This window comes from Subtercola sp. PAMC28395 (assembly GCF_018889995.1).
In the GTDB taxonomy this organism is placed as follows: Bacteria; Actinomycetota; Actinomycetes; order Actinomycetales; family Microbacteriaceae; genus Subtercola.
The window spans coordinates 2,221,086-2,242,339 of record NZ_CP076547.1 but is presented as its reverse complement, the minus strand read 5'-3'; the positions used below and the strand labels follow the sequence as shown (position 1 = coordinate 2,242,339).

At 64.1% G+C, this 21,254-nt stretch carries 18 protein-coding genes; 8 read left to right on the top strand and 10 right to left on the bottom strand.

Going from position 1 to position 21,254, the window contains the following annotated elements; all coding sequences use genetic code 11:
• Positions 1–43: 43 nt before the first annotated feature.
• The 4 genes from KPL76_RS10365 to KPL76_RS10350 all read right to left on the bottom strand — a co-directional run bounded on the left by KPL76_RS10365 (position 44) and on the right by KPL76_RS10350 (position 2,421).
• Positions 44–688, bottom strand: a complete 645-nt coding sequence (locus KPL76_RS10365) for an ABC transporter ATP-binding protein (RefSeq protein WP_253202001.1) — start codon at positions 686–688, stop codon at positions 44–46.
• Positions 685–1,767 carry a peptidoglycan-binding protein gene (locus tag KPL76_RS10360; RefSeq protein WP_216333088.1) on the bottom strand — a complete coding sequence of 361 codons (1,083 nt, stop codon included), beginning with the start codon at positions 1,765–1,767 and terminating at the stop codon, positions 685–687. Before KPL76_RS10360 ends, KPL76_RS10365 begins: the two co-directional genes overlap by 4 nt.
• Positions 1,764–1,991, bottom strand: a complete 228-nt coding sequence (locus KPL76_RS10355) for a hypothetical protein (RefSeq protein WP_216333086.1) — start codon at positions 1,989–1,991, stop codon at positions 1,764–1,766. Before KPL76_RS10355 ends, KPL76_RS10360 begins: the two co-directional genes overlap by 4 nt.
• Before the next feature lie 106 nt (positions 1,992–2,097).
• Positions 2,098–2,421 (bottom strand): hypothetical protein, encoded by a 324-nt coding sequence (locus KPL76_RS10350; RefSeq protein ID WP_216333083.1) that lies wholly within the window; start codon positions 2,419–2,421, stop codon positions 2,098–2,100.
• 221 nt (positions 2,422–2,642) lie between these two features.
• On the opposite strand from KPL76_RS10350, the gene KPL76_RS10345 reads away from it, so the two are divergent.
• Entirely contained in the window at positions 2,643–3,206 is a 564-nt protein-coding gene (locus KPL76_RS10345) for a hypothetical protein (RefSeq protein ID WP_216333081.1), read from the top strand.
• A gap of 210 nt (positions 3,207–3,416) precedes the next feature.
• Here the strand turns inward: KPL76_RS10345 and KPL76_RS10340 are convergent, their stop codons facing one another.
• Both KPL76_RS10340 and KPL76_RS10335 read right to left on the bottom strand, forming a co-directional pair.
• Entirely contained in the window at positions 3,417–4,721 is a 1,305-nt protein-coding gene (locus KPL76_RS10340; RefSeq protein WP_216333079.1) for a hypothetical protein, read from the bottom strand.
• Between the two features lie 367 nt (positions 4,722–5,088).
• Positions 5,089–6,087 (bottom strand): DnaJ domain-containing protein, encoded by a 999-nt coding sequence (locus KPL76_RS10335; protein WP_216333077.1) that lies wholly within the window; start codon positions 6,085–6,087, stop codon positions 5,089–5,091.
• 120 nt (positions 6,088–6,207) lie between these two features.
• On the opposite strand from KPL76_RS10335, the gene KPL76_RS10330 reads away from it, so the two are divergent.
• The gene (locus tag KPL76_RS10330) at positions 6,208–7,080 is read left to right on the top strand and encodes an aldo/keto reductase (protein WP_216333075.1); all 873 of its coding nucleotides are present in this window, start codon (positions 6,208–6,210) and stop codon (positions 7,078–7,080) included.
• A 2-nt stretch (positions 7,081–7,082) separates the two neighbouring features.
• On the top strand, positions 7,083–7,988 hold the full coding sequence (locus KPL76_RS10325; RefSeq protein WP_216333074.1) for an SDR family NAD(P)-dependent oxidoreductase: 906 nt from the start codon (positions 7,083–7,085) through the stop codon (positions 7,986–7,988).
• Position 7,989: 1 nt separating this feature from the next.
• Here the strand turns inward: KPL76_RS10325 and KPL76_RS10320 are convergent, their stop codons facing one another.
• On the bottom strand, positions 7,990–9,126 hold the full coding sequence (locus tag KPL76_RS10320; protein ID WP_253202000.1) for an LLM class flavin-dependent oxidoreductase: 1,137 nt from the start codon (positions 9,124–9,126) through the stop codon (positions 7,990–7,992).
• Between the two features lie 213 nt (positions 9,127–9,339).
• Between KPL76_RS10320 and KPL76_RS10315 the strand changes: the two genes are divergently transcribed.
• Together KPL76_RS10315 and KPL76_RS10310 are read left to right on the top strand one after the other, a co-directional pair.
• Positions 9,340–10,479: an MBL fold metallo-hydrolase gene (locus KPL76_RS10315; protein ID WP_216333072.1), complete on the top strand. Its 1,140-nt coding sequence runs from the start codon at positions 9,340–9,342 to the stop codon at positions 10,477–10,479.
• A gap of 144 nt (positions 10,480–10,623) precedes the next feature.
• A complete protein-coding gene (locus KPL76_RS10310; RefSeq protein WP_216333070.1) occupies positions 10,624–12,117 on the top strand; it encodes an LCP family protein in 1,494 nt (497 codons plus the stop codon).
• 115 nt (positions 12,118–12,232) lie between these two features.
• Here KPL76_RS10310 and KPL76_RS10305 read toward each other — a convergent pair whose 3' ends face one another.
• Positions 12,233–13,042, bottom strand: a complete 810-nt coding sequence (locus tag KPL76_RS10305) for a hypothetical protein (protein ID WP_216333068.1) — start codon at positions 13,040–13,042, stop codon at positions 12,233–12,235.
• An 83-nt stretch (positions 13,043–13,125) separates the two neighbouring features.
• On the bottom strand, positions 13,126–14,649 hold the full coding sequence (locus tag KPL76_RS10300; protein WP_216333066.1) for a glucose-6-phosphate dehydrogenase: 1,524 nt from the start codon (positions 14,647–14,649) through the stop codon (positions 13,126–13,128).
• 1,477 nt (positions 14,650–16,126) lie between these two features.
• Here KPL76_RS10300 and KPL76_RS10295 point away from each other — a divergent pair.
• Positions 16,127–17,530, top strand: coding sequence for an MDR family MFS transporter (locus tag KPL76_RS10295; protein WP_216336355.1), 1,404 nt, complete (start codon positions 16,127–16,129; stop codon positions 17,528–17,530).
• Between the two features lie 60 nt (positions 17,531–17,590).
• Here the strand turns inward: KPL76_RS10295 and KPL76_RS10290 are convergent, their stop codons facing one another.
• Positions 17,591–17,959, bottom strand: a complete 369-nt coding sequence (locus KPL76_RS10290; RefSeq protein ID WP_216333064.1) for a hypothetical protein — start codon at positions 17,957–17,959, stop codon at positions 17,591–17,593.
• A 3-nt stretch (positions 17,960–17,962) separates the two neighbouring features.
• On the opposite strand from KPL76_RS10290, the gene KPL76_RS10285 reads away from it, so the two are divergent.
• Both KPL76_RS10285 and KPL76_RS10280 read left to right on the top strand, forming a co-directional pair.
• Positions 17,963–19,456, top strand: a complete 1,494-nt coding sequence (locus tag KPL76_RS10285; protein WP_216333062.1) for a helix-turn-helix domain-containing protein — start codon at positions 17,963–17,965, stop codon at positions 19,454–19,456.
• 173 nt (positions 19,457–19,629) lie between these two features.
• Positions 19,630–21,153, top strand: coding sequence for an aldehyde dehydrogenase family protein (locus tag KPL76_RS10280; RefSeq protein WP_216333060.1), 1,524 nt, complete (start codon positions 19,630–19,632; stop codon positions 21,151–21,153).
• Positions 21,154–21,254 lie beyond the last annotated feature (101 nt).

Below are 21,254 nucleotides of genomic sequence, written 5' to 3'. Positions count from 1 at the left end.
CGGTTGGCGGCCCGATGTGTGGACGCTGGTCTCACGGCTCGCCTCACAGCACGACGTGGCGGTCGCAGAGTGCGACGAGCGTCGAGTCGTGGGTGGCGACGACGACGATCGCGCCTGCAGCTGCTCGCGCACGGAACGCTTCGGTCACAATCGCCGCAGAAGCATCGTCGAGATTACCCGTCGGCTCGTCTGCCAGGATGATCGCCGGATCATTCAGGAGTGCCCGGCAGAGTGCTATGCGCCCGGCCTGGCCACCCGAGAGCCGTGCCGGCCTCGATTCAGCGTGGCTCTCGACACCGAAGGACTCCAGAAGGGCCAGCGCCCTGCTCCGGGCCGCGGATCGCGGTTGAGAGCGATAGAGGCACGTCTCCAGCACATTGTCGATAATCGTCCGCGTCGAATCCAGGCACGCGTCCTGGAAGACGAAGCCGATCAGATCGGCTCGAAGGTGTGCCCGTGCCGCGTCTCCGAGCGAGGAGGCGTCGGCGCCGTTGATAACGACGGCGCCCCGGTCGGGTTTCATCATGAGTCCGAGCAGGTACAGGAGGGTCGATTTGCCGCGGCCGGAGCAGCCGGTGAGAGCCACCATCTCTCCTGCTGCGAAGGACTCGGTGTACCCGTCGAAGAGGGACGACCTCTGGTCATAGCCGAACCCGAGTTCCCTGGTTTCGAGCATGCGGCCGGTCACTGCGGCGCCACTTCGGGAATACGAATCGCGAGTCCGGGCGTGATGCCCGTCACCACTGACTGCCCGTGGGCCTGTGCACGCACAGTGACGGGGTGAGCCACCCCGGATTCGTCGACAACCGAGAGTGCCTGCTGGGCATCGGTCTGCAGCGCTGCAGACGGAACGACGGTGCCGGTGACGGCGGGCACAATGACAACGCGCGAGGTGAGAAGTGTCTGCCCATCGAGTGCCACCACGTCACACTCGGTGCCGCACACCTCAGCACTGCCGTCAGGCGGAATGACCGAAAGGGTCACTGAACCGGATTCAGGAGATGTTCGGTCGCCGACAATACCGTGCCAGGTGCGCCCCCCGTCATCGATCTCCACACCGCTCGACTTCGGTATGGTGGCGGATTGTGCCTCACTCACCGGGAGCGTGAACTGTGGCGCATCTCCGAGACCGAGAAGGACCTGCTCGCCGCCGACCAGGGTGACCCCTCGAAAAACGGTCTCAGCCCTGACCGCGAGTCGACCAGGAAGATTGGGAACGAAGATGACATCTGCGGGCAGCACCTCGCCGGTCGGCACGAGACCAAGAGACGACTGCCACAGGGAGACGGCCTCGACGGTGCCTGCTCCTGCGAAACCGTCAGGTTCTGCGTCGAAGAATCCTTCCGCACGCAACATCTCCTGAAGCTGGGAAACATCGGCTCCGCGCGAGCCTCTTGCGATCATCCGGAAGGCCGGCACGTCGCCCGAGGCCACGACGACCGGCCGGAGATTCACCGAATACACCTGCGTACCCTGGGCAACCGGCTGGCCGGGAACAAGATCGACCGTTGTGACGATGCCCTCAGCTCGATTCACACCAAGGAGCGAGGTAGGCCACGAGGCAGAGACGTTGAGGGTGAGGTGAGCGCTCACTTCACCCTCAACAGCATCGGCAATGGCATACCCTGCCTGCGCGGGGCCCGCGTCTACGGGCGCTGCGACTGTCACAGCTGCCCAGGCAGTGACCGAGCACGCACCCGCGAGACCGACGACGGCGATCGCCACGAGGGCCCACGGGCGTGCTGCCCGAGCGGTGCGGTAACTCATGAGTTTGACCCCCCTGCCCTGCGGATGATGGCCGCCAGGACCCACACCACCTCCGTATCGAAGGCGCTGACCTCGTCGAGTACCCGCCTGTCGAACCGGCCGAGCGAAACGCCCGCTTCTGCACAGGCCAGCTGCAGCGCGTGAGCCCGGCCGACGGGGCTTCGCCGCGCGCTGGTCGTGGCATCAGCCAGTGTCTCGAAAGGCCCGTCATTCCTGGTCGTCATTCCCGCTCTCATTCACGCTCATCATTCGTGATGCTTGTTCAGGCAAACTGATCATCGGGTGGGTCGCTCGTGCGATCTCCCCAGCGGTGTGCGCAGACACCAGGCCTCAGAACGACCCGTCTGCGCACGAGAATGCGTAGCCCGTCTCCGTGCCGGTGGGAAAACTGATCTGCATCGTGACGACCCCATTTCCCGAGGAGAAGCGGTGAAATCCCGCCCCGAAGGTGCGACTCGACCAGTCGACCGCGTTGGCCTGGTGATGATGGATGCTCGTGCCGTTCACATAGGCGGTCGAGGCTGCCGACGGACCACCGAATCCGCACACCTGCGAGCCGAAATTCGCCGAGTTCGCGTTCGCGCCCGCAGCGCCGCAGAGCACCACGGTGCCAGTGATGGCAAGCACCGCTAGAGCGCCTGGAATGATCTTCATTGTTGTTCCTTTCGTTGCCCACTGCTGGCCGCGCCACAGCGCTCCCGACGACCGTCCTGCGGAATAAGCCAGGGCTAGGCAGAGGGTTGACGGTGGGTGAATTCAGTGGGATTCTGGTGGTGATGAATCCTCACTATATGCCTCATGCTTTTCCGCCACAATCATCCGATCGGCGCGTCGCCAGGCAACCCAGCAGAGCGCTTCGCCCTGCCGGTAATGCAGTGCTCACCGGCTCCCTAACGCTCACCGGCGCCGCAGTGCTCGCTGCTGTCGCCATCCTGACGGGCTGCGCGAGCACAGCGCCCGCGCTGTCGCCGTCAGAGCCCGTACCGGTCATTCATGATCCGACAAGACTGACCATCAGTGGCTCACCGGTCATCGATGCGCTCTACCACTGCCTCACCGAACACGGTTGGCAGGTTACCGTGACCGACGACGGGGCAATCGAAGCGTCGAGCGCCACGATCCCCGCCGAACAGTATGAGCTCTACGTGAAAGACACCTGGCAGTGCAACCAGGTTGTCACGGCCGAATTCCCTGTCGATGCCCGGCAGAAGAATCTGCTCTACGAAGCCGAACTCGCCGAACGAACGTGCCTTCAGAATCACGGGTACACCGTCGGTGAACCGCCGACCCTCCAGACATTCCTCGACGAGTACGACACTCACCCGTGGTCCGCCGTCGCGGGGTCAGACCTCGCGACGCTCAGTCAGAACATGCCCGAATCGGAGTGGGCGGCCATCAACAGGCAGTGCCCCCAGCCTGTCCCCGGAGGCCTCAGGTGAGTGGAGTGCGGTTTGAACCTGGCTCTGAGGGTGAGGTGCTGACGACAGCTGCTGAGGCTCACGCCTGAACCACCTGACGGCTGCGCTAGTTGCCGAGGCTCACGCCTGCGCTAATTGCTGAGGCTCACGCCTGCGCTAGTTGCTGAGGCTCACGCCTGCGCTAGTTGCCGAGGCTCACGCCTGCGCTAGTTGCCGAGGCTCACGCCTGCGCTAATTGCCGAGGCTCACGCCTCGGGCAGCACCGAAGTCGATGTGAAGGTGGGTGCAGGTGTCGTCGAACTGCACCATGTTGCTCAACGAGATCGAACGGCCGCATTCGGCCTGGCCGACATTCGTGCCGGCAGGAACGAGCGGGTCGAGAAGCCGGATGAGCTTGAGCGAGTCGGCATCTGCGCCGGTGAGTCCGTGACCGTTCAGAATGTAGAAGTCGACCGCGTGACCGCCACCGTTGGCATAGTGGGACGACGCTGTGCCCGCCCCCTCGATCTGGCCCGTGCAGTGGCGATTGATGTCACTCACGCCGACCTTGCTGAAGTTGTCCACGGCCACTTTGATGGTCTGAAGCACACGGTAGTCAACCCCGCAGCCGTTGACAGCCTGACCGTTCGCGAGGTTGCGGATCTCCTTGATGTGATCAGGAACCGAACCGACCAGCTTGCCGGCAGCCACATCGGCGACCAGTTCGGCCGCCAGCGCCTGCACTGTGGGAGAAACGGTGGAACCTGTGGTGGAATCCATGGCGGCAATGTCGCCGGTTGTCGTGTACCCGTCGCGAAGCGACGTCTGGCCGTTGATACCGGAGACGGTGAGGCTCTGGATACCGAGCTGGCTCGACGCAGAGAGGTTGGCATTGGTCACGGAATTCGAATCCGAGTAGGCGTAGGCCGGAAGTGCCAGGGTGGCGACCAGACCGGCCGTTGCCACCATGACGACGGTGCTCGCGATTGTGCGCTTGCGATCCCGTGGACCGGCACCGCGATGCTTGTGATTGGGCCGGGCCGCCGGCCCCGGGGCAGTGTGGCGAATGGACGCTCCAGCCCGGCGGGGCTCTGTCGCGCCAGTCAGTCTCTCGATCCGGGGCGCGGCGGCGGATGCAGCTGCTGTCGCTGTCGGCATCGAGGCGATCGGCGCTGCCGAGATCGACACGCTGACGGTCGGCACGGCGGCCGTGGCTACCGCAGCTGTCGGCACGGCAACTGTCGGCGCAGAATCTGTCGGTACTGAAGCCGTGGGTACTGAAGCCGTGGGCACTGCGAAAGTCGCCGCTCGTGGAAGAGCTCGTGCAGTTGCGGGAATCTCGGTTGCAAGAATCTCGGGCACCGAAATCGCAGTCACCGGAGTCGCAGCGGCGGGTGCCTCAGAGAGAGCCGAAGCCGCTGCCGACATACCCGCCAGCTCGCGCATTCGACGTTCACGCCGCGTCTCGGCTGCGGGCGCACCGGCCGGAGCAATCGGCGCCGCCGTCACGGAGTGGGCGAGTTCACGCATGCGGAGTTCTCTGCGGCTCACCGTCATTCCGGCATCAGTGGCCCTGAGAGCAGGGATCGCATCACTGGGAGCATCGATTCGAGTTGTTGGTACCAGATGCCTGAGGCCTTCTGGTATTTCGCTCGAATCAGTCACGTGTAGATGTCTCCTGGTGCATGGCGGTGCGATGGTGCTGCGCGCGAGGTGGGTCTCACCGGCACACGCGGGAACGGCGAAAAGGGCAGCCGTACCCGTCGTTTCTCTCTTCGGGTGAAAGAAGCGACTCCTCGAGGTTATGCGTTCGTTACCAATTTGTCACATCGTGACGCGAACTTTCAGGTTCTGTTGAGGTGCCCCAGGATGCGGCGCGAAGCGAGTACACGAAGCAAGTACACGAAACGACTGGACGAAGCGACTAGACGAAGCGGATGGAATCCTGCAGTCGCGAGCGCAACTCGAAGATGCGGTCAACGCTCGCCCGCTCCGGCCCGCCACGCCCGCCCGGAACAACGCCGGAGACCCCGTTCCGCAGCAACTGCGGCAGAACAGAACGGCGTACGACGACCGCTCCGGCGATACGCCCGCGCTCGACCTGGGCGTACCCCACTGCCAGATCTTCGTCGGGCACGACCACCACGAGAGCGGTGAATTTCACGCCGAGCGACTTCGAGAGCATCCGTGAGCTCTGGCCCAGGTTCCTGAGAGGCTCTTCGTCGTCGGCGATGTCGTCACCGACGAGTTCGGACTTCGACAGGCGCACCTCACTCCCCCAGTCATGCGAGGCGATTGCGAACAGTCCCGCCGGCCCCAGTACCACATGGTCGATGTTCTCGCCGGTCCGACCGACCAGCACGTTGTTCCAGACTGTGAACCCGATGCCCATCGTCGAGACGATCCGTGCCGTCTCCTCCTCGGCGATGGCTTTGGCGAGCCAGCGGCGAATCTCCCGCGGGGCCGACCGCACCAATGCCGGGTCGTACGGGTCCTTCAGTTCAACTCCCCTACCGACCCATTCGCGCATCAGCGTGAGGTAGTGCACACGCTCGTCTCCGCCGGGGTGCCCGAACGATCGCGCTTTCAGGGTCGACGGTGTGCCCTGCGAGGCACCGGATGCTCGGCTACCCATCCCCGAGCCCGCACCTCCGCCTGAACCAGAGCCCCGTCCAGCCCCCGTTTCGCCACCAGATCGGTCGAAACGGTTGCCGGAACCTGCGTCGTAGATCGCACGGTCGGCGGCTGTGCCGATGCGGCTCCACGCTACTTGGACAGCCTGAAACTGCGTGGCGCTTCCGCCGGTGTCGGGGTGTGTCTCGCGCAGTCGCAGCCGGTAGGCGCGACGGAGCTCGTCTTCCGTCGACGTCGGGCTCACACCGAGTACGTCGTAGGCGCTCTGGGCTGCCGGGCTCTCGGGCATCGCTGGGACTCAACTCACTTCTCAACAGGGATATCACGGCAACCGGGATATCGCGGCACTGGCTTCACAGCAGGCACGCACAACTCGTACAGACAGACGATAGCTGCCTAAGCTTGAAACATGACGACAAGCGCTGCCAACTCTGCTGTTCCCAACTCCGCTGTTCCCACCTCCGCTGTTCCCACCTACCCGCTGAACAACGGCACCGACATTCCCCAGCTGGGATTCGGGGTGTTCAAGGTCGACCCCGACAAGACGAGCCGCATCGTCACCGATGCACTGGAGGTCGGATACCGTCACCTCGACACCGCTGCCATCTACCGCAACGAAGAGGGGGTCGGTCACGCCATTGCCGAGTCCGGCATCCCGAGAGACGAACTCTTCATCACCACCAAGCTCTGGAACACCGATCAGAACAGCGCCGCATCCGCCTTTGAGAAGAGTCTCGCCCGCCTGAAGCTCGACTACGTCGACCTCTACCTGATCCACTGGCCGACGCCGGCGAACGGCACCTTCGTCAAAGCCTGGAAGAGTCTCGAGGCGATCAACGCCACGGGCCGGGCGAAGGCGATCGGCGTCTCGAACTTCATGATCCCGCACCTCGAAACCCTTCTCGCCGAGACGTCGATCGTTCCTGCCGTCAACCAGATCGAGTTGCACGTCGATCTCCAGCAGACCGAGCTGCGCGCCTTCCACGAGGCCCACGGCATTGCAACAGAGGCCTGGGGTCCCCTCGGCCAGGGCCGGATCAACTCCTCGACCGAGTTGCTCGCGATCGCCGAGGCACACGGAAAGACTGTGCCCCAGGTCATCCTCCGGTGGCACCTGCAGCTGGGCACCATCGTCATTCCGAAGTCGAACAACCGAGACCGGATGGCCGAGAACTTCGACGTGTTCGACTTCGAACTCACCGATGCCGAGCTCAGCGCGATAGCCGGGCTCGACCAGGGTGAGGCCGGCCGGGGCGGCAGTCATCCGCTGGCAGTGAATTGAGCGTGCCCGAAGCGACACCCGGATCGCTCACCCCGCGAACCGTGGTCATCACGGGCGCGAGCGACGGCATCGGCGCGGCCGCAGCACGATTCCTCACACGGCGCGGCGACAACGTCGTGATCGTGGGCCGGTCGCCCGGCAAGACCCGGGCGATCGCCGGCGAGCTCGCGAGTGACTACGTCATCGCCGACTTCGCCCGCCTCGACGACGTTCGCAGCCTCGCCCAGACCCTCCGCGAGCGCTACCCGGTCATCCATGTTCTCGCCAACAACGCCGGCGGCATCATGTCGAAGCGCGAAGACACGGTCGACGGCCATGAAAAGACGCTGCAGGTCAATCACCTCGCGCCGTTCCTGCTGACCAACCTGCTCATCGACCGTCTGTCAGCGAGCAGAGCGATTGTGATCAACACCGCGAGCGTGGCGAACAGCCTCTATGGGCGCCTCGACCTCTCTGATCTGGATGCCCGGCAGAAGTACTCGCCGAACCGCGCGTACGGGAATGCGAAGCTCGCGAACATCCTCTTCACCAGGGAGCTCGACTTCCGGTACCGCGATTCCGGCCCAGAATCTGCAACACCCGGGGCGATCGCCACCGCGGCATTCCACCCCGGCATCGTGGGCACGAGCTTCGCGGCCGACTCCACCAGTCACCTGCGCTTCGTCTACCGCACTGTACTCGGTCGGCTCATGCTCACTCCAGACCGCGGCGCAGACACCCTGAACTGGCTCGCCACCACGAGACCCGGCATCGACTGGGTTCGCGGCGAGTACTACGAGAAGCGGATGATCCAGAAGGCGAACAAACGGGCCTACGACACGCTGTTGGCCCACGATCTGTGGGAGCTGAGTGCCGAGATGGTCGGGCTGCCCTCCGAACGGGCAGGGCAGTCCGCTCTGGAGCACTGAACTAGACGGTCACCCCTGATGACGCTGCAGCCGGCGCCCCACCCTGTGGCTGAGCGTCGAGTTCAGCGAGGCGTTCGCGCACCTGGGGCACCACGCGCGTTCCGTACAGCTCGATGTTCTTCATCATGCTCTCGTGCGAGAGGGTTCCCGCTCCGTACTTCATGTCGAACCTGTTGACGCCGAGCGCAGCAACGTTGCGGGCAATCTTCTGAGCGACCGTGTCGGGTGATCCGACATAGAGCGCCCCTTCCGGGCTCGCCTCGGCGTCGAACTGCAGCCGCGTCAGGGGCGGCCAGCCGCGGCTGGCACCGATTCGCGCGTGCATGGCCTGGTAGTGCGGGAAGAATTCATTGCGTGCATCGACATCGGTGTCGGCGACGAATCCGGGAGAGTGCATGCCGATCGGCAGCAGGGGTGTCTCGAGCTGAGCAAGCGCCTGCTTGTACAGGTCGACATACGGCGCGAACCGCACAGGCGAACCACCGATGATCGCGAGCATCATCGGCATGCCATAGCTCGCAGTGCGAACAACCGATTCCGGGCTTCCGCCCACACCGACCCAGGTGCGAAGCGAGCCGCTCTCCGTGAGCGGAAAGACCGACTGGTCGGTGAGCGAGGCACGAGTGGTGCCGCTCCACGTGACCGGCTTCTCAGTGATGAGCGAAGCGAACAGTTCGAGTTTCTCCTCGAACAGGCGCTCGTAGTCAGCGAGGTCATAACCGAACAACGGGAACGATTCGGTGAACGAACCGCGCCCCAGAATCACCTCTGCACGGCCGTTCGAGATCGCGTCGAGCGTTGAGAAACGCTGAAACACCCGCACGGGGTCATCAGAGCTCAATACCGTGACCGCAGAACCGAGATGGATGCTCGACGTGCGTGCAGCGATGGCGGCGAGTACCACGTCGGGGGCAGACACTGCGAAGTCTTCGCGGTGGTGTTCACCGACTCCGAAGAAGCTGAGGCCGACCTGGTCGGCGAGCACGCCTTCGTCGACGACGTTGCGGATCACCTGCGCCTGGGAGACGGGCCGGCCGTCTGGCGTCTGGGTGACATCACCGAAGGTGTCGAGGCCGAACTCGATCTCGGCCACCGTTGTCATCTCGGCCACTGTTGTCATCTCAGCCTGCTGCGTCATTGTGCTTCTCCATTCGCTCTTCTGCGTTGCAAGACTACATATTCATGCGTTTGCATGCAGTACAACGTGCTGCAACGCGATTTATTCCGCCCGTCCTTCCGCGTCCTTCGGCGCCCTTCCCCACCGTTCAGCACCCTTCCCCACCGTTCAGCACCGTTCAGCACCGAGTGAGGCGAATTGCTGCGGGAGTAGTCTGGGACCACGATGCAGCCTGTGAGCGAACACGAGTACCGATCATCGCTCGGCGGCACCCTTCCACAGCCCGGATCACTGGCACCCGGTGTCTTCGTGGTGCCACAGCCCATTCCCTCGAGCCACGTGCCGTACACGCTGAGCTACTTCATTGTCGACTCTGCCGGGGCCGTTCACATCATCGACCCCGGGTGGGACTCCGACGACAACTTTGCCCGTCTCAGGGCGGCCCTCACCTCGTTCGGCTCGACAAACGATGCCATTGAGTCGATCATTGTCACACACCTGCACATCGACCACCTCGGAATGGCAGCGCGACTCCGAGCCGCGACCGGTGCCCCGATCGTGATGCACGAGAGCGAGCGCGTCGCTCTGCAGGCGGTCCTCGCTCAGCAGGCTGTTCTCGATCAGCAGAACAGTAGCGGCAGTGACCCGGCAGACGATCCCGAGCGCGCCATTCTCCTGCACTCGTGGGGCGTCCCCGCGGATCGCCGGCCGGAACTCCTCGCTGCACCACGACTCGGCTCAGCGATTGCGCCGACACCAGCCGATCGCGGCGTCGTTCACGCCGAAACGATCGACATTCCCGGGCACGAGCTGCTGGTCATCCATACACCCGGTCACACGCCCGGCCACATGTGCCTGGTGGATGCCCGGCACAGGCTGATCTTCACCGGAGACCACGTTCTCCCCACCCTCTACCCGGGGCTCGGGCTCGGCGCACGAGTTGCTCCCCTGTCTCCGGATGCGGACCGGCAGGCTGGGGCGCAGTCACACCCGAAGCAGACGCACCCGAAGCAGTCAAACGCTGAGCAGTCAAACCCTGAGCAGGCGAACCCGATCGCCGACTATCTGCACTCTCTCGACCGCATTGCGCCGTACGACGAGTTCCAGGCGCTGCCAGGGCACGGCTACCGATTCACCGGTCTCGGCGAACGGCGTCTCGATACTGAACAGCATCACCTGGCCCGGTCACGTGAAATCGCAGCCATCGTTGCCGAAGACGCAGATCTGTCGGTCTGGCAGATCGCCGAACGGGTGAGCTGGTCGGCGGGCTGGGAGAATCTGCCCGCCTTCAACAGGATCTCCGCGCTCGCCCAGACGGAGATGCACCGGGAATTCGTGGCTTCGGCCGAGGGACGTGCCCGGCGGCTGCGCTGATCTGTTGCCCGGCTGCTGCGCTGGTCTGCTGCGTGATCTGCTGCGTGATCTACTGCGTGGTCTGGAGGATCGGGCTGACTGTTTTCCGCCAAGAGCCGGGTCGCTCAGGGTCTGCACACCTCGATCTGCCTAGGCTCGTACCCGATGACTACTGTGACCCCGCCCCATCAGCAACCCCGCCAGCACCGGCCGCTCACGCCCGAGCAGCGTCGGCGTCGGCGGCGACGCCAGGTCGCGACCCGGTGGATCGTCATTGTGGTGGTGCTCGCCGTCGTGGTGACGGGTGGGTACGTCGCCTACAACTACCAGAGGTTCGTCAACGGGATCACTCACATCGACGGCATCGGGAGCAACGGCGGCAGCGGTAAAGACCAGAACATCCTCCTGGTCGGCGACGATCACCGGCCCGACAACGCGACTCCGGAGCAACTGGCACAGCTCGGTACCGAGCAAGATGGCGGCGGCACCTCGACCGACACGATGATCATCGTTCATCTGCCGGCGGATGGCAGCTCGGCAACCATGATCTCGCTGCCTCGAGACTCCTGGGTCGACATCCCTGACAACGGCAAGGGCAAACTGAATTCGGCGTTCGTGCTCGGCACCGAGAACGGTGGAGGCGACGCCGGGGGCGCGAAGCTGCTCATCACGACCATCCAGAACCTCACCGGCCTCACGATCGACCATTTCGTTCGCGTCTCCCTGCTCGGCTTCTACAACGTCGTGCAGGCGCTCGGGCCGGTGCAGGTGTGCCTGAATGAGGCGGTTGACGACCCCTTCTCTGCAATCAATCTGCCCGCTGGTGTGTCTGAACTCAACGCATCGCAGGCTCTCTCATTCGTGAGGCAGCGCCACGGGCTCCCCCGCGGCGACCTCGACCGCGAAGTGCGGCAGCAGTACTTTCTCTCTGTCGAAGCCCGGCAGATCCTCTCGGCCGGCACCCTGCTGAATCCCGGCAAGCTCGCGAGCGTTCTTGACGCGATCAGTTCATCGATCGAGACCGACTCCGGGCTGAACATCATCGATCTCGCAGCGCAGATGCGAAACCTGAACGCCGACAAGATCTCGTCGGCCACCATTCCCATCACCGGCACACCGACCATCACCGTCGATGGCAACGATGTCTCAATCGTCGAGGTCGACACGGCTGCCATGCCCGCGTTCATCCAGGGCATCGTCAACCCAGGCGGCTCCGGTTCGTCTGGGTCAGCTTCGTCGGCACCGTCGGCGTATGACTCGGCGACGGCTTCGAACGTCGGCGACGTCACGGTGACGGTGCTGAACGCCAGCGACTCCGACGGCGTGGCGGCCTCGAACACCGATGCCCTGGGCGGGTTCGGATTCAAGACCGGTACCCCCGACTCTGCGGCCACGCGTGCAACGACCACCATTCAGTACGCTCCTGGCAAGGAGGGTGACGCAAAGGCCCTCGCCGCCTATGTACCGGGTGCCGCCCTGGAGGAGTCTTCGGACGCCACTGACGTCACGCTCATTCTCGGCACTGACGGCCTCGCTGCCGTGGACCCCAGCGCGGCTGCTCCAGCGACAAGCGACGCTCCCGCGAGCACCCCGGCCTCGTCTGCCCCCGCAACGGACGCCCCGACCACCAGTTACGCGTCAGGCTCCTGCATCAACTGAGGTGATTCCAGCCCGACATGCTGCACGGCCAGCGCAGCATCAGCAGCATCAGCGGCGTCAGCGGCGTGAGCGGCGTCGCAGCGGCGTCGCAGCGTCAACTCAGCCCATCTCGGGCTCAGCGCATCGCCTTCACGTACGGACGGAGACCGATCGCCAGATCGACGCAGATGGCGCAGAGAATGTCGCGCTGTAGCTCGGACAGCTGACCGGTCACGATGAGACGCGTTCCCTGGACGAGAATGGGCAGGGAGCTCCTCCCGGACATGTTCGTGAGATCGGCCAGGTCGCCGATGACCCCGTCGAGGCCCAGATTGTTGAGCCCCAGCCGCCACGCATTGGGTTGCAGGATCACATCGAGCCGCCCGATCTCTGAACCCGTGACATCAAGACCCGACTCGGCAGCGAAATCACCGGCAGTGCCCGCGAAGCCCGCAAGGCCTGAAGCATCACCGGCGGAGCCGCCAGCAACCACACGCAGCCTGTATAACTCGGGAGATTTCGGCTCCACGGGATCGGGAATGATCGTGAAGAGGTGTGTTCCGTCAGCCAGTATCACCTTCGAGACGTCGCCCCGTTCCACGGTGGCAATCGCTTCTCCCGCTGAGCCCGCGCCGGAGCCGGAACCTGAACCTGGACCCCGCACTATGCGAGTGGGGTCTCCTCCGCTGGTGACCACCGTGACCACCGAGCCGTCGCGCATGGTCATCACGTGCTGGCCCGAGCCACCGTTCTTGAAACCGAAGAGAACACCGAGCTTCGAACCGACCCCGTCAGCCCCGCCCTGCTGCGCTACCGCCAGCGGAGCGCTTGCGGGCCCATCGTTGAACGTCAGGACAAGCGAGTTGTTCGTCTTTCGGGTCACCCGGCCGATGATCATCGTCGGCGGCGTCTGGGTGACGAGGGGTTCGGGCAGCATGTCTGACATACCCTCAACACTACGCCGAAAATGACGGATCATCAACGACTCTGCGAGTCGATGCACCCGCCCGCTGGTGCGCGTTCGCAGTCTCAGTGAGGGGTGATGTCACGCCCCCACGCCGCAGGCCCCTCGCTGCCTGCACGGTACTCCTCGAGAGGCACCTCATTCCGCCTCCATGAGTTCAGCACCGGCGCGACGATACGCCAGCACGTCTCCGCAACGTCACCCCTGATCGAGAGTGTGGGGTCGCCGCCGAGCACACCCCGCATGACCTCTCCGTACGCGGTGATGGGCGCAGCATCCAGTGTCGCCGACAGGTCGTGTCGGTCGAGCCCGAACGGGTCTCCATCGCCGTTCATGGTCAATTCGAGCGTGACCGACGACGGCTTCAACCCCACCACGATGCGTTCCGGTCGCTCAGTGCCGGTCAATCCACGCGGCACGAACCCCACGGGTTTCAAGGTCAGGATGATCTCCTTACGAGGCACGCCGATCGCCTTGCCCGACCGAAGTACGAACGGCACGCCCGCCCACCGGCGCGTGTTCACCTCGACCACCATCTCGGCGAGGGTCTCGGTCTCGCGAGAGGGATCGACACCCTTCTCCTTCGCGTACGCAGGCATGCTTCTGCCGCGGCCCGTCTCCCCGGTGCGCGCATCCCCACCCACCGTTCCAGCGGTGTATCGCGCGCGCCTGCTCGGTAACGTCGTTCCGGAGAGCACCGGGGGCCCTGACCAGACCTCGGTGGCTCGCAACACCTGCGCCGTCGCCGCACGGAAGTCGACGGGGTCGATGCTCGCCGGCGCCTCCATCGCCACGATCGAGAGCACCTGCAGCAGATGAGACTGCAGCATGTCGACGAGCGCGCCCGAGGTGTCGTAGTAACCGGCGCGGCCTTCGAGGCCCAGGTCTTCGTCGTAGACGATCTCGACCTTCTCGATGTTGTCTGCGTTCCAGATCGGCTCGATCAAACGGTTCACGAACCTCAGACCGACCAGGTTGAGAACGGTAGCCATGCCGAGAAAGTGATCGACCCGGTGGATCTGCTCTTCGGAGACAACCTTGAGCAGCCGGCGGTTGAGGGTCGCGGCACTGCGCGAGTCCGATCCGAATGGCTTCTCGACGGCCAACACCGCCGTCTCGAGAATCTTGGTCGCCGTTGCGCTCAGTTTCGACAGAGCATCGGCGACGGTCAGTACAATCGCAGGCGGCAGGGCGAAGTAGATGATCAACCCAGCTACGTCTCCTGCATCGGGGCCCTGGCTGGCGCTGCTGCTACCGCCAGCATCGATACCCTCGATGATCTGGTTCAGGTCGTCCTTCGAGGTCGGGTCTGCAACAACATAGTCGGCCGCCGCAACAAGGGCACGGGCATCCGCTGCCCTCACACCCGCCTCGGCGAGCGCGGCCTCCACCTGTTTCTGCCAGTCGCTGCGGCTCCGCTTCGACCGCCCCGAGCCCACGATGCGAAGGCCTGCGACCATCTCCCGATCGGCCGGCACCGTGCTTGCGATGAGACTCGAAATCCCCGGAAGGAGCAGCCGCTTCGTGAGGTCTCCGCTGGCTCCGAGAATAAGGAGTGTTCTGGGCCGAGCCTGTTTCCGTGCTGTCATGATTTCCAGCGTACGATCCGGCAGGCGCATTCGCTCGCTCTGTGCCGACGGCTTGACAGGTAGTGCCGAGCACGCGTTCGATGTCGGATTCAGTGCCAGATTCCCGGTCAGCTATCCTTGGGATTCGCGTGCGAATCCGCTGCATGCCGGGGGGAAATCATGAGCATCGTCGCGTCCAGGCCTCCGGCCCCTACACGCCGCACCAAGTTGATCGGACTTGTCAGCTTCTCTGTTGTCGTTGCGCTTCTAACCGCTGGGGGCGTCACCGCGAACGTCATCCACAATGCCGAGGTCCACGACAGGGCAGTCGCGACAGCGCAGCAGGCCGAGTCCGACCTGCTTGCCGCGGGCACTGCACAGGATGCTGCGCTCTCCGAGCTAGAAACGGCAACGGCTGCGCTCAGTTCCGTTCGCACCGGACTGGGCTCGACGGTGGCCCAAACCGACGGCTATGCCGGGAGCGACGAGCAAGCGGGCATCACAGCCCAACTGTCATCGATCGACAGTGAACAGACAAGCAACACGATCACAACGGCAAAAGCGACCTCGTCGGTAGTCCCCCCCCAAGGTGAATCCTGCGTCGCTTCGCCCTGCTCAGCTTGCCGAATTGACGACCACGCTCACCCAGCAGATCTCCGATGCGCGCGCTCGCACAGACCAAATTGCCATCACGCTAGCCGATGTGAACTCTCAACTCGCTGCTGGCGAGGCTGCACTCGTCGCCCTGGCCACCTCGGTCCCGGCAGCGAGTGTCGCACTCATCGCCAGCAACCCCAGCGCAGACCAGGGAACGAAAGATGCGCTCACGGCTGCACTCGCGGCACTCGCCGCGGCGTCCGCCACTGCGAGTGGGACTGATGCTGTCACTGCCACATCGACTGCGACTGACACTCCGACTCCCACTGCGACCGCGAAGGTAACAACCGACGTGGCCGCACTGACGGAAGCGTTGAGTGTCTATGTAACGGCAGCGAAGGCCGTGCAGCAGAGCAACGCTGACCAAGTCGCAGCCCAGCAGGCTGCTGCTGACGCGCGGAAGCGATCTGCATCATCTGGATCAACATCCTCAGGATCATCGGGGGTCACAAAGATCTACTCGAACCCTGCCCCATTCGTGTTCACTGTCCCGCTTTCGCCAATGCCCGGTTTAGCTCCAGAACCGCAAAACAGTGCAGCTCCACCGTGTGTCGGCTCAGACGGCAACCCGTGCTGACAGACTCACTACGTGCACATTGGCGGAGACTGCGAAATGTACTTCGCGCTGGTCAATGAAAGGGGCACAACGGGCGTAGCCTGACTTCCTGAAGGTGAAGCCCGCCGTCAATTGGATGACTCATGAGAATCAAATGCCCTTCGTGATGGACGAATCAGTGTGCAACCACGCCAGCGCAGAAACCTCCCTCGCAGCGTGACCGGCGCGGCGACCCGCGCTGACGTCGGCTTCCGCTCCGAGCGCGGCCCCGTACTCATCGCCCTCATGCTCACGACAGGCCTCGTCGCCATCGACTCGACGATCCTGGCAACCTCCGTTCCCTCGATCGTCAGCGACATCGGCGGCTTCTCCCAGTTTCCGTGGCTGTTCTCGATATACCTGCTCGCGCAAGCGGTGTCGGTGCCCGTCTACGCGAAACTGAGTGACACGCTCGGGCGCAAGCCGATCATCCTCGTCGGTATCGGTCTCTTCCTGGTCGGCTCCATTCTCTGCGGGTTCGCGTGGAGCATGCCCGCTCTCATCGCCTTCCGCGTGGTGCAGGGCCTCGGCGCAGGCGCCGTGCAACCGATGGCCGTCACTATCGCCGGCGACATCTACAGCGTGGCCGAACGGGCCAAAGTGCAGGGCTACATCGCGAGCGTCTGGGCCGTCTCCTCTGTAGTCGGCCCGACCCTCGGTGGAGTCTTCTCGGAGTTCGTCTCGTGGCGCTGGATCTTCTTCGTCAACATTCCGCTCTGCTTTCTTGCGGGGTGGATGCTCGTGAAGAACCTCCATGAGAAGATCGCCCCGCAGAAGCACACGATCGACTACGCGGGTGCCGTGTTGCTCACCCTGGGCCTCAGCGCCCTCATTCTGGCGGTGCTGGAAGGCGGACAGGCGTGGGCGTGGGATTCTGCGATCAGCATCGGCGCATTCGTTCTCGGGGCGCTGCTTCTGGTCATGTTCGTGCTCGCCGAGCGTCGGGCCGCCGAACCGATCCTGCCCCTCTGGGTCTTCTCGAGGCGACTCCTGTTGACGACGACCCTCGTGTCGCTCGGCGTCGGCGCCATCCTCGTCGGGCTCACCTCATTCGTGCCTACGTTCCTCGAGGGGTCGATCGGCGTCACACCCATCGTTTCCGGGCTGGCTGTTGCAGCACTCACGGTGGGCTGGCCGATCTCTGCATCACAATCGGGGCGTCTCTACCTGCGGCTCGGATTTCGCCGCACTGTTCTCATCGGTACCAGCATCGCGGTCATCGGCACACTCGCGCTGTGCTTCACCGCTACCACGCCCAACCTCTGGCTGACCGCCGCGAGCTGTTTCGTCGTGGGCCTGGGTCTTGGGCTCACGGCTACCCCGGCACTCATCGCCGCGCAATCGAGCGTGCCCTGGAACGAGCGTGGTGTCGTCACCGGCACCAACCTGTTCGCCCGCTCCATCGGCAGCGCAGTCGGAGTCGCGATCTTCGGAGCGATCGCGAATGGCATCTATGCGGCGCACAGTGTTGGGGCGGGCTCCGGAGCAGGCTCCCAACACGATCCGGCGGTCATCGCGCTCGCATCTGGAAGTGCCTTCGTTGCCATCGCTGTGTGTGCTGGAGCAACGATATTCGCGGCTGCCGCTATGCCCGAAGCCCGGGTCGAAGACGTCGAGCGCGCCCGGCCAGCGCGGGGTCAGGGGCGGTAGACTCGCCAGAGGTCGCAGCAGACCGGATAAAAGCTCACAAGAATCGCAAGCACACAACGCTCAGCACAAAATGCGCACCACAGAATTTGTCAGCTCGACACGCGTCAGCACAAAACGTGTCAGCTCAACACAAGCCAGCTCAACACTCAGCAGATCAACATTCAGCAGCTCAACACTCAGCAGCTCAACGCTCACCAGATCAACGCTCACCAGATCAACGAAGATCGGAGAACCGTGGCCAGTCCCTGGATTGTCGCCCCGCCAGGCGGCCGTCATGATGGCCCACGCGAACGTGCGCGATCCCAGGCGCAGGCCCACGATGCGCTGATCGGCGCTGGAACGAGTCTGGACACCGGCTTGGACAACACCGCCAGAAGCGTTGTAGACACCTCGGGCACCCGAACCGGCGCCAGCAGCGCTCTCGACCACTCTGTGGGCACCGACTATGCAGACGCGGCTGGCGTGCGCCGCCTGGTCGAGGAGTCGTGGATGCGCTCGCTGGCGCGAAAACTCGACCCCGACACGCTTCTTCCGCGATTCGACCTCGACGATGAGACCCTGCGCGAGTACCGCAGGGAGCATCCCTTGTCGCTGGTGCTGCCGATCATCCACCGCCTGCTGATCGCCCACACCTTCGAGAGCGGTCTCATCGTCGCAATCGGGGACCAGGCCGGCAGACTGCTCTGGATCGACGGTGACCGCGAACTGCGCCGCCGTGCAGAGGGCATGTACTTCGTCGAGGGTGCCGACTGGTCTGAGGCCAGTGTCGGGACAAGCGCCCCGGGCACTGCCCTGGCACTCGACCATGGCATCCAGATCGGTGGCGCGGAGCACTTCAACCGCATCGTGCACCCCTGGAGCTGCACCGCCGTTCCCGTGCACGACCCCGCTACCGGCGACATTCTCGGTGTCATCGACATCACCGGCGGCGACAATGCCGTCTCTCCGGCGACAATGCCCCTGCTCGAGGCCGCTGTAGCCGCAGCGGAATCCGAACTGCGCATCCACCAACTGGCCCGGGCCCACCCCAGACTCGGCCTCACCACGCAGCTGCGACTGCCTCCGAGGCCAGGAGACACTGCTGGCTGGCCAGGTGCGGGAGGGCACGTCGTTGCCAACACGGCCGCGGCCAAAACGGCCGTTGCCAACACGATCGCTGCTATCAACCCGACCGCTGCCATCAATACGGCTGCCATCAATACCGCCGTGAGCATGAACACAGCCACCAGCATCAACACGGTGAACAGCGCAATCAGCGGCGCACCCGGCAACGTCGAGACCAGGGCCCGCTCATCGAGCAGCACGAAGAAGCCGCGAGCAACGGATGCCCGGCAACTCAGTGTGCTCGGCCGCGAGGTTGGCCGCCTCACGGTCGGCGCAGCTGCAAACACAGTCGAACTCAGCGCCCGCCACACCGAGATCCTGACGCTGCTGGCGTGGCACCGCCGCGGGCTCTCGGCCGAGCAACTGGCACAGAAGCTCTACACAGCCGACAATTCGGTCGCCACCCTGAGGGCAGAGATCGTACGATTGCGTGCCGTGTTGGCTGAGGTCGACCCTTCCGTCGTCATCGAATCACGCCCCTATCGACTCGCCACTCCGCTTGAACTCGATGCTCATCGCGTGCTGGCGTTTCTCGAACGTGGAGCGCACCGCGTTGCCCTGGCCGCGTACGTCGGCCCCGTGGTGATGGGTTCGACTGCGCCCGGAGTTGTGGAGATCCGGGCCGAGATCAGTGCAAATGTGCGCGAATCGCTGATGACCGATGCCTCAGCGGATGTGTTGCTGGCCTACGCCCACACTGATGAGTGCGCCTACGACCGCGAGGTGTGGATCGCCTGTCTGCAGCGTCTGCCGGCGCAATCGCCGAAACGGGCATCCGTCGTCTCACGCATCGAACGAATCGACGCTGAACTCAGACGCTGAGTTGTGGGGTGCGCGCCCACCACCCCGCAATTCCGCCGCCCTGCTTGCCCGCAACCCCTCGCAACCTTTCTGCAACGTGCACGGCCGTAGTGTGAGCGACACAGTCTGAACCTCGACTGTGAAGTACGTACACGACAGCACATACACGACAATGACGTCAGAAGGATGCAGACATGACCGTCTACGCAGTGCCCGGTACCCCCGGGTCCAAAATCACTTTCAAGCCCCGCTACGAGCACTGGATCGGAGGCGAATGGGTGAAGCCTGTTCAGGGCCAGTACTTCGAAGACATCTCCCCCGTCAATGGCAAGCCATTCGCCGAGGTTGCCCGCGGTACGCATGAAGACATCGATGCGGCGCTCGACGCTGCCCACAAAGCTGCACCGGCCTGGGGCAAGTCATCGCCTGCCGCGCGAGCCGCCGTACTCAACAAGATCGCCGACGTGATCGACGCCAACCTCGAACTTCTGGCGGTTGCCGAGACGTGGGACAACGGCAAGCCGATCCGTGAACCGTTGAACGCCGACCTCCCGCTTGCGTCGGACCACTTCCGTTACTTTGCGTCAGCCATCCGCGCTCAAGACGGTGACCACGCTGAGATCGATAGCGACACCGTCGCCTACCAGTTCCACGAACCGCTCGGTGTCGTCGGGCAGATCATCCCGTGGAACTTCCCGATTCTGATGGCAGTGTGGAAGCTCGCTCCGGCGATCGCCGCGGGCAACACGGTCGTGCTGAAGCCGGCCGAGCAGACCCCGGTCTCGATCCTCGTGCTGATCGAACTCATCGGCGACATTCTGCCGCCCGGCGTCATCAACATCGTCAACGGTTTCGGTGTCGAGGCAGGCAAGCCGCTGGCTTCGAGCCCGCGCATCCGCAAGATCGCGTTCACCGGTGAGACCAGCACCGGTCGCCTCATCTCGCAGTACGCGAGCGCCAACCTCATCCCCGTCACCCTCGAGCTCGGTGGCAAGTCCCCGAACATCTTCTTCAAAGATGTCGCGGACGAGAACGACGCGTTCTACGACAAGGCGCAGGAGGGCTTCACTCTCTTCGCATTCAACCAGGGCGAAGTCTGCACCTGCCCGAGCCGCGCGCTCATCCAGAAGCCGATCTACGACTCGTTCCTCGACACCGTCAGCGCTCGCACGGCCAAGGCGATTCAGGGCAACCCCCTCGACACCGACACCCAGGTCGGCGCCCAGGCATCGAACGACCAGCTCGAGAAGATCCTGAGCTACATCGACATCGGCAAGCAGGAGGGTGCGAAGCTCCGCCTCGGCGGCGAGCGTGCCGACCTCGGCGGAGACCTCTCAGAGGGCTACTACGTGCAGCCGACGATCTTCGAGGGCCACAACAAGATGCGCCTGTTCCAGGAGGAGATCTTCGGCCCGGTTGTCGCAGTGACTTCGTTCGACGACTACGACGACGCCATCTCGATTGCCAACGACACCCTCTACGGCCTCGGCGCCGGCGTCTGGTCACGCAACGGAAACGTCGCCTATCGTGCTGGCCGCGACATCCAGGCCGGTCGCGTGTGGATCAACAACTACCACGCCTACCCCGCTGGCGCAGCTTTCGGCGGCTACAAGAGCTCGGGCATCGGGCGCGAGAACAACAAGCTCGCCCTCGACCACTACCAGCAGACCAAGAACCTGCTGGTGTCGTACTCCGAGAACGCGCTGGGCTTCTTCTAAACCATCACTCGTGACGGAAGGGCGGGTTTCGGTATTCCCGAGTACCGAAACCCGCCGCCCGCCAAGGAAGGCCCCCGAGAAGCCCACGACAGGCGTAACGT

What these genes read in the sequence shown, in the direction of transcription:
- KPL76_RS10360 (WP_216333088.1), bottom strand. Translation starts at nt 1,767, where the DNA reads ATGAGTTACCGCACCGCTCGGGCAGCACGCCCGTGGGCCCTCGTGGCG.
- KPL76_RS10355 (WP_216333086.1), bottom strand. Translation starts at nt 1,991, where the DNA reads ATGACGACCAGGAATGACGGGCCTTTCGAGACACTGGCTGATGCCACG.
- KPL76_RS10350 (WP_216333083.1), bottom strand. Translation starts at nt 2,421, where the DNA reads ATGAAGATCATTCCAGGCGCTCTAGCGGTGCTTGCCATCACTGGCACC.
- KPL76_RS10340 (WP_216333079.1), bottom strand. Translation starts at nt 4,721, where the DNA reads ATGACGGTGAGCCGCAGAGAACTCCGCATGCGTGAACTCGCCCACTCC.
- KPL76_RS10335 (WP_216333077.1), bottom strand. Translation starts at nt 6,087, where the DNA reads ATGCCCGAGAGCCCGGCAGCCCAGAGCGCCTACGACGTACTCGGTGTG.
- KPL76_RS10330 (WP_216333075.1), top strand. Translation starts at nt 6,208, where the DNA reads ATGACGACAAGCGCTGCCAACTCTGCTGTTCCCAACTCCGCTGTTCCC.
- KPL76_RS10320 (WP_253202000.1), bottom strand. Translation starts at nt 9,126, where the DNA reads ATGACGCAGCAGGCTGAGATGACAACAGTGGCCGAGATGACAACGGTG.
- KPL76_RS10310 (WP_216333070.1), top strand. Translation starts at nt 10,624, where the DNA reads ATGACTACTGTGACCCCGCCCCATCAGCAACCCCGCCAGCACCGGCCG.
- KPL76_RS10305 (WP_216333068.1), bottom strand. Translation starts at nt 13,042, where the DNA reads ATGTCAGACATGCTGCCCGAACCCCTCGTCACCCAGACGCCGCCGACG.
- KPL76_RS10300 (WP_216333066.1), bottom strand. Translation starts at nt 14,649, where the DNA reads ATGACAGCACGGAAACAGGCTCGGCCCAGAACACTCCTTATTCTCGGA.
- KPL76_RS10295 (WP_216336355.1), top strand. Translation starts at nt 16,127, where the DNA reads ATGCTCACGACAGGCCTCGTCGCCATCGACTCGACGATCCTGGCAACC.
- KPL76_RS10280 (WP_216333060.1), top strand. Translation starts at nt 19,630, where the DNA reads ATGACCGTCTACGCAGTGCCCGGTACCCCCGGGTCCAAAATCACTTTC.